This window comes from Methylocapsa palsarum, from assembly GCF_900114285.1.
Taxonomy (GTDB): domain Bacteria; phylum Pseudomonadota; class Alphaproteobacteria; order Rhizobiales; family Beijerinckiaceae; genus Methylocapsa; species Methylocapsa palsarum.
The window spans coordinates 42,248-49,661 of the sequence record NZ_FOSN01000019.1; the positions used below are offsets into that span (position 1 = coordinate 42,248).

Annotated in this window: 6 protein-coding genes; 3 read left to right on the top strand and 3 right to left on the bottom strand. The window is 61.3% G+C overall.

Annotated features, from left to right (window positions below; all coding sequences use genetic code 11):
• Positions 1-144 precede the first annotated feature (144 nt).
• Together nifA and BM177_RS16530 are read right to left on the bottom strand one after the other, a co-directional pair.
• Positions 145-1,878 (bottom strand): nif-specific transcriptional activator NifA, encoded by a 1,734-nt coding sequence (gene nifA, locus BM177_RS16525; RefSeq protein WP_091685795.1) that lies wholly within the window; start codon positions 1,876-1,878, stop codon positions 145-147.
• Positions 1,879-2,074: 196 nt separating this feature from the next.
• The gene (locus tag BM177_RS16530) at positions 2,075-3,511 is read right to left on the bottom strand and encodes a carbohydrate porin (protein ID WP_091685798.1); all 1,437 of its coding nucleotides are present in this window, start codon (positions 3,509-3,511) and stop codon (positions 2,075-2,077) included.
• Between the two features lie 454 nt (positions 3,512-3,965).
• Between BM177_RS16530 and BM177_RS16535 the strand changes: the two genes are divergently transcribed.
• The 3 genes from BM177_RS16535 to BM177_RS16545 all read left to right on the top strand — a co-directional run bounded on the left by BM177_RS16535 (position 3,966) and on the right by BM177_RS16545 (position 6,149).
• The gene (locus tag BM177_RS16535; RefSeq protein WP_091685800.1) at positions 3,966-4,574 is read left to right on the top strand and encodes a DUF2478 domain-containing protein; all 609 of its coding nucleotides are present in this window, start codon (positions 3,966-3,968) and stop codon (positions 4,572-4,574) included.
• Positions 4,575-4,646: 72 nt separating this feature from the next.
• The gene (locus tag BM177_RS16540; protein ID WP_139223685.1) at positions 4,647-5,255 is read left to right on the top strand and encodes a GIY-YIG nuclease family protein; all 609 of its coding nucleotides are present in this window, start codon (positions 4,647-4,649) and stop codon (positions 5,253-5,255) included.
• A gap of 72 nt (positions 5,256-5,327) precedes the next feature.
• On the top strand, positions 5,328-6,149 hold the full coding sequence (locus BM177_RS16545) for a hypothetical protein (RefSeq protein ID WP_091685805.1): 822 nt from the start codon (positions 5,328-5,330) through the stop codon (positions 6,147-6,149).
• 239 nt (positions 6,150-6,388) lie between these two features.
• On the opposite strand, the gene BM177_RS20170 is transcribed toward BM177_RS16545, so the two are convergent.
• The coding region (locus BM177_RS20170) for a hypothetical protein (protein ID WP_175492660.1) at positions 6,389-7,414 on the bottom strand (1,026 nt) is incomplete at its 5' end.

The following is a 7,414-nucleotide window of genomic DNA, read 5'->3' on the forward strand; positions in this document are numbered from 1 at the left end:
TATGATCAGGCCGGACCATCCTTCAGTATTTTTGCGGCGCGCTCAATCCGCCCCATCTCATATCGGGAACTCTTCCCAAGCCGGCTGCGTGCGGCTCTCCCGGTCTGTGTCCGATTGAAAAAGCCCGCAATTGATCCGGCGGCCTCAGAAGCGTTTGATCGGGATATTGTGTTTGCGAAGCGCATAACCGATCTGGCGGGTCGTAAGATTGAGAATGCGCGCGGCCTTGGCCTGCACCCAGCCGGCCCTCTCCATCGCGTCAAGCAATTGGTCGCGATCGAGTTGGCCGGCCTGATTCGCGGGTGAATCAAGCCGCGGCGGCGGGCTTGGTATTTTTCGCGACGGACCCCGCTCATCGCCCGGACGCATCCGGGGAACGGATTTGTCGGACTCGACCGGAACGAACGACCGATTCCAGAGGGTCGAGGACAGGCACTCGTCGTGACGGCACGCGAAATCGTTGGCGACGATTTTGTCATCCTTTGCGAGGGTCGCCGTCCGGCGCACGCAATTCTCAAGCTCGCGAACGTTTCCGGGGAAATAGCAGCCCTGCAGAACGCCGCTCGCGGACGGGGTCAGGGAATGATGCGTCCCATGCTCTTCGTTGAAGCGCCTCAGGAATTCGTTGGCCAGCAACAGAATATCTTCGGGTCGGTTGCGAAGCGGCGGCAATGAAATGGAGACGACATTGATGCGGTAATAAAGGTCGGCGCGGAATTCGCCTTTCGAGACCGCCTCTTCCAGGTTCTTGTTGGTGGCGGCGACGAGCCTGACGTCCACCTTCAACGTCCGCATGCCGCCAACGCGTTCGAACTCGCCTTCTTGTAGAACGCGCAGAAGCTTGGCCTGGAACGAAGCCGAAATTTCGCCGATCTCGTCAAGGAACAAGGTGCCCTGGTCGGCAAGCTCAAAGCGGCCTTTGCGGAGCGCCAAAGCGCCGGTAAAGGCGCCCTTTTCGTGCCCGAAAAGTTCCGATTCCAGCACGGATTCCGGCAACGCGGCGCAATTGAGCTTGACGAAGGGCGCTTTGTTTCGGGGCGAAAGGTCGTGCGCCGCGCGCGCGAACAGCTCCTTGCCGGTGCCAGACTCGCCGCGAAGCAGAATCGTGGAATTCGTGCGCGCGACGATAGCGATCTTGTCAAGCACCGCATGGAGCGCGTCGCTTTCCCCGAGGATACTCCTGGCGCGCAGGCCCCGCGCCGCCGGGCTGACCTCCGAGAGCTCCTTCGCGAGGCGGTGCTGCTCGGATATGAGACGTTCGCGATCGCGCGCGACCACCCGGTGCAGGCGCAGGGTCTGTCCGACCATATTGGCGGTCATGACGAGAAACCGGACGTCTCCGTCAAAACGAACTTCGGCTCCGCCATCCCATATCCGATCGGTCGTCAGGGCGCCGACGACGCGATCGCCCTCCTTGATGGGGACGCCGACAAAACAGACTTTGACGCCGGGCTTGAGGTCCTGCTCCGCGGACCAACCGCCGAAGACCGGGTTCGTCGCCACGTCTTCGATCACCACGGGCATTTTCGTCGTCACGATCTGACCAATCACCCGTTCCGGGATCTTGTCGAACCGGGTTTTGTCCGCGTCTTCGGTCCAGTTCGAGCCAACGACCATGGTGGGGGCGCCATGCTCGTCGAGCAGCCCAATCGCTCCGTGGCGCATGTCGAGAAAACTCGACAGGACCTTGAGAACATTGGACAAGGTCGTCTCCAACCGCGCCGGGGCGGCGAGAATCTTCGAGATCTCATAAACGCCGTGCAGCGAGATCTCGGCGAAATTCGCGAACCTCTGGCCGCGCGGATTTTGAAGGTCGGACGATTGCCCGTCTTGAGCGGCGCGGGGTTCCGCCTCCTGCGACGTTACTGATGCCGGCATCGTTCCACCCTTCGCATTGGAGAAGGCCGAGCGAAATGCTCTCGTCGATTGAATGAAAAGAAGTGCTTGCGGATCAGTGTGAGGCAGTGAAACGGCGGCGCAAGGCGTAGTTTGCGGCACTTGCACAGAAGTCGTGCACTCGAACGCAAAGATCCCATCTACGCCTGAGGGTTTTCCGCGCCAGCGGATCGGCGCGTCAAAATCGCATCATGCTCCGGACGCCAAAAACTGCGGCGTTCGGCACGCGTCCGCCCAACGGATCGTTGGGATTGATTGCGCCGCCGCCGGGGTGGACGACATATTGAAAATCAGGCTGCAGCGTCCAGCCGGGGATGACCTGCGCCTGATAGGTGACCTCCAGGACAAGTTCGTAATCGCATGCCGGAAGGCGAGCCCCGTCGTAATACGCCTGGTCGCGATCAAGCTGGCCGACCGCAGGGGAAAGCCGGGAAAAGGCCGCCCCGACGCCGAACGCGTCGGCGCGCCTTTCAGGCAGAACGCCCGAGAAGATGAGGCCGCCATCGGCGTAGAAATCGATCAGATTGCGATCGGACGGGCTGAATGAAACCCGACCGAAGACGCCTACCCCTTTCAACGGCTCATCCCCCGGCGCACGCCAGAGCATCTGCTCGACGACCCCGTAAACGCCGGAATCGCCATGCTGGAACTGCGCGGCGCCGCAGCTCTCCGGATTGGCGAGAGATTGCCCCTCGGCGTCGAAATGATAATCGGCAAAATTGCCGAAATGCGCCCAGATCCCGAACTTGGCGGTTCCCGCGAGCCCTGTTGAGCCCTTCTCCTGATTATAATTGACCTGAATCTCGCTCATCACCAGGGGCGGGTCCTGAATTCGGAAATTCAACCCGCTCGGATTCTTGTATTCCTGCAATCCGGTGAAACCCGCTCCGCTCGGGTCACCGTTGTAGATCGCGGCGAGCAGAGCGAGGTCCTCGTTGGGAGTCAGCTTGATCCGCACGCCGGGCGTCGTCAGGGGGTATCCGGGGCCGCCGCTCGGCAGATTCGCCGCAGTGATGACGGGCCAGCCGAAGGTTCCGTTGATGAGCATGTCGTCGAAGGCGCTGACGAAAAATTCGTTGTCGGCGACGAGCTGGCCGACTCGGATCGATCCCCAATCGGAAAATTTCTGTTCGAACCAGAGTTCGTAAAGCCTCGCCGTGGATCGCGCGTTGATGCTGGAGATATTCGCCAGATTGTAGATATTGTTCGTCGTCAGATCGCGTCCGTTGATTTCATATCCGTTGACGTAAAAGTTGGCGCCGTTCAACCCGTACGATGCGAGATTTGCATCCAGCGCCATATAGAGGGCGTTGGCGAAATTCGCTCCTTGCTTGACCCCGCCCGTCGGATTGCCGAAAGCCTCCGCGATATAATCGGCCTGGAGGGTGATCCCGCGGTCGAGCAGCGCCTTCTTCAGCTCGCCCAATCCAGGAATTGTCGGCGCCAGCGACGGCTGATCGACGCCGTGTCCCAGCCGATCGGCTTCCTGCGGCGCGAAAAGCGGGACGTTCTGCGCCTGCGCAAAGCCCGCGATCGCAATCGGCGACAGGATCAGCGCCGCGGCTCCGAAAATCTGCCGCCGCAGTCCCGATCTCAAAATCGCCTGGCGCTGCATGAACTCGCCTGCTCCATCTGCATGATCCCTTCGCCTTGAGCGAAGTCATAATGAACAGGGCCGGCAAAAGGAGTGTGACCGTTACGTGAAAAGCGAGCGAGATCCGGAAAATATCCCGGATATAGCGCTTTTGGCGCAGCATTTGATGCGGCGGGCGCGGCCCGCGCCAATCCAGGGACATTTTGTCATCTTCCGGACAGGCTCGACGTAAGGCATGTTATATTTAAATCAATATAGCTTGCGGCAGGGTTCCGGATCGGATCCCTGCTCGGGCGCGCGTCTAACTCGATGAAAACAATAATTTTTTTAGGAGTCAGGGCGCGGCTCGAAGCTTGCCGCGCCGGCCGTCCGCCACTATGCTCGGCGTCTCGTTGTCCTGAGTGCGAATTTTGCTACAGCAAGACGGCGTCGGGCGAAACGATTGGCGGCGAACCTCGAACGAGATGGTCGTACAATGAGCGCAGTGGAATCGATCGACCTTACTTCCCGCATTGCGGCGGTTCGAGGCCTTCGCTTCGAGCCGGCGCAGCCCATTCTTTGGCAGTTTGCCCAAGACCTCAAGCGCAGGGGATTGCGCGTCGGCGGCGTCGTCGAGTTCTCCCAGTGCGCGAGTGAAGGCGCTTGCAGCCATTTGACGGTTCGCGACCTGATCTCCGGCGCATCGATCTCGATCTCGCAGGATCTTGGTCCCGGTTCGACCGCCTGCAACCTCGACCCATATGGTCTTGCGCAAGCGTGCGCCAACGTGGAGCGGGCGATTGGGGACGGCGTCGACGTCGTCGTCCTGAGCAAGTTTGGCAAGCTGGAAGCCGCGCGCGGCGGGCTCTGCGACGCCTTCCGCGCGGCGATCCTCGCGGGACTTCCCATTATTACGGCTGTTTCAGAGGGGTTGACCGAAGACTGGTCGCGCTTCGCAGGAGCGCTGTCCGATGACGTCGCCCCGACGATGCAAGCGCTCGACGCCTGGTGGAGCGATTATGGCAAAAGCGACTCGGCATGGACCCCGCCTCTGCCTGTCGGCTTGAGTCCTGCGCGCCATGTTCAAAGTTGCGATGCTGACTAAGACCCACATTCATTCTGGCTGGCTGGTCGTCGGGAGCGGCGGAGAATGCGCCGTCGCTCCGTGGACGCGTCAATGACTGATCTGCCGAAGGTCAAGGACCATCTCCTGAGCAGCCGGTTCGGCGCCGATGACCTGCCTCCCGAGGATGGGACGGGCGTATACGCTTTTTTCCTCGCCGGCTCGACCGTGCTTGCCGGGATGCGCGCCGAACCGCGCGGTCTGATCTATGTCGGCGCGGCGGAGTCCAGCGCGGACGTCCGCGATCAATTCGCCTGCGCCGATAGCGGATTTTCGACGCTCCGCCGGTCGCTCGGTGCTCTTTTGAAGGAGCAGTTGCGCCTTCGCGCGATCCCGCGCGGGCTGCCGCAGTCAAAAGCCACGCGGAACTACCGATTCTGCGACAACAGCGAACTGCGGCTCGCGCTCTGGATGAGGGCCAACTTGCGCTACGGTTTCATCCTCGTCCCGCGCGAGGTCAAAAGCGTCGCGCGAGCGCTGATCGCAGACCTCGGGCCGCCCCTCAATCTGATTCATTGGCCAAACCCGCAAGGGCCTTATCTACGCGCCTTGCGCGCGATCTGCCGGGACGAGGCCCACCGCTTCCTCGGATCGCCGGGAAATGATCGCGCCGCCTTACCAGAGTTCGAAGCCGGGACGCCGCGCCTTTTCAGAGGAGACTAGACTGATGCGCCAACAGGAGCACGCTTTCGAATCGATCCGATCGCTGTCGGCGTTCACCAGCCGGTTGAAGCCATGAACAAGGATATTTCCGTCCTGGTCTGCGGGCTCTCCGAAATCGCTTCGGCGATCGCGCGACGGCTTTTTTCTGAAGACTGCGCCGTCGCGATTCACCAGAGCGCGCCGCCCCGCACCCTCCGGCGCCGAATGGCTTTCGCCGACGCATGGTTCGACGGCGTCGCAACTCTTGACGGGGTCGAGGCGCGGCGCGCCGACGTCAACGGCGAGTTCATCCTCGGCCTCAGCACCCGGCAGTTCATGCCGCTCCTGACGCAGCCTTTCGTCGACGTGACCGGGCGGTGGCCCTGGGATGTCATCGTCTCGGTTCAGGCCGAGGAAGATCTGTCCTTTGAAAATATCGGCGGCCTCGCCAACCTCACATTGGGGCTCGGACCCAACTACGCCGCCGGCGTCAATTGCGATGCGGTCATCGAAACGCAGGGACCAGATCCTGGCGCCATCGTGCGGAGTGGCCGCGCTCCGGCAAGACATCGGCGCGCGGACGATGAGGGTTCCTCCGGGCGCGGCGTTATCGCTCCGGCCTCCGGGGTTTTCGCGGCGACGAAATTGATCGGCGCTGTGGTTGAGGCCGGCGAGGCGCTCGGAGCCATCGGCGAAACAATCGTCATCGCTCCGGTGGCGGGACGGATCAGAGGCATCGTTCGGAAGGGACAGGCCGTCGTCAAGGGGGCCTTGATCGCCGAAATTTCCGCGACCCCCGGAGCGCGGGTCGCGGGCATCACCAAACGAAACCGGCTGATCTCGCGCGGCGTCGCCTTCGCCATCGAAATGGAAGCCGGCGGCTGGGAGCCCGTCTTGTTCGACTCGAGGACTTGAGGGCTCTTTGCTTCACACATTCGCGCGTTTCGAACCTCGATTTTAGCGACGCCGCCGTACCGGCCGCCGCGCCTGTCGCGCTGAAACAGCAGTCGGGACGCGCCTTTCCGCACTGGCTGGTTCGGAGTTTGCTTGACGGATGAGAGGACTGCGTCCCATCACCCCGCTGCAATTTCTGGCAGGGGACGACTGCGCAGTGGAACTTTGCGCAGTCGCATCCCCAGCGGAGCAATGTCTCGTCAGTCCTTGCCGACTATCGTCGCGGTCGAGGTCACCTTTGTCGAGCTCCAGATCGGCATGTCGGTCATGAAGGTCGATTGGAAGCCGTTGGTGTTCGGCGATGTCGCATTCCAGATCACCGTGGCGGAGTCGCCTCCGGTCAGTTTGTAGTTGACGGGGCAGTTCACGCAGCTGTCCCCCTGGAACACGGCGCCGAGGATGAGCTTCACCTTCGTCTCGACATAAGGGGCGCCGGCGTATTGATAGGCGAGCCATGCGCCGTAGCCCGAGGCGAAGGGGAACAAATCAAGCTTGGTGCCGGAGCGCGCCGTCACCTGATTGTTGCGCACCTCCACAGCTTCGACACTACGGCCAAACAGCGTCGTCTGATTGACCAGCCGGAAAAAGATCTGGATATAGGCGGGGTAATATCCCGACTTGTCGGTGACGATGTTGTTGTTGATCTCGATATTCCGGTAGATGCTGAATTTCGTTCCGGTCTGGCCAGGTCCAGCCATCCCGCTCTTTTCCTGATCGGGACTGAGATAGATGCCGCCGTTGTCGGTCAGTTTGTTGCCAGTCACCGACACGTTGAGGAACGTGCCGTCGTACATGGCGACGCCAAAGGGATTGCCGCTCATCATGTTGTTACGGATGATGACATTGAGGTACGACGGCTGCGCGATGATGAAACGATCGCCGGCCGCCGGATATATATCCAGGGGCTTATCCAGGTAAAACGTGTTGCCGGTCATTTTGACGATATTGCGCCACTCGCCTCCGCCCATTCCGTTAACGATGACGAGGACGTGCGGTTTCGTCGAATCATAGTGCCAGGCGTTGGAGCCGCGCGAACTGTCGGTGACGCTGAGCGCCTGGGCCGCCGTCACCGAGCCGCTGTCTTCGCGGTCGTGTGCGTTGCCAGCCTCGCTCAATATCGTTTCGCCATCGTTCCAGTTGTATTTGATGACGCCGTCCGCCGTGTCGAAAATGTTGTTCTGGATGACCGAATTGGTCCCGAAATCGGCGGCGATCTGACGTCCCGG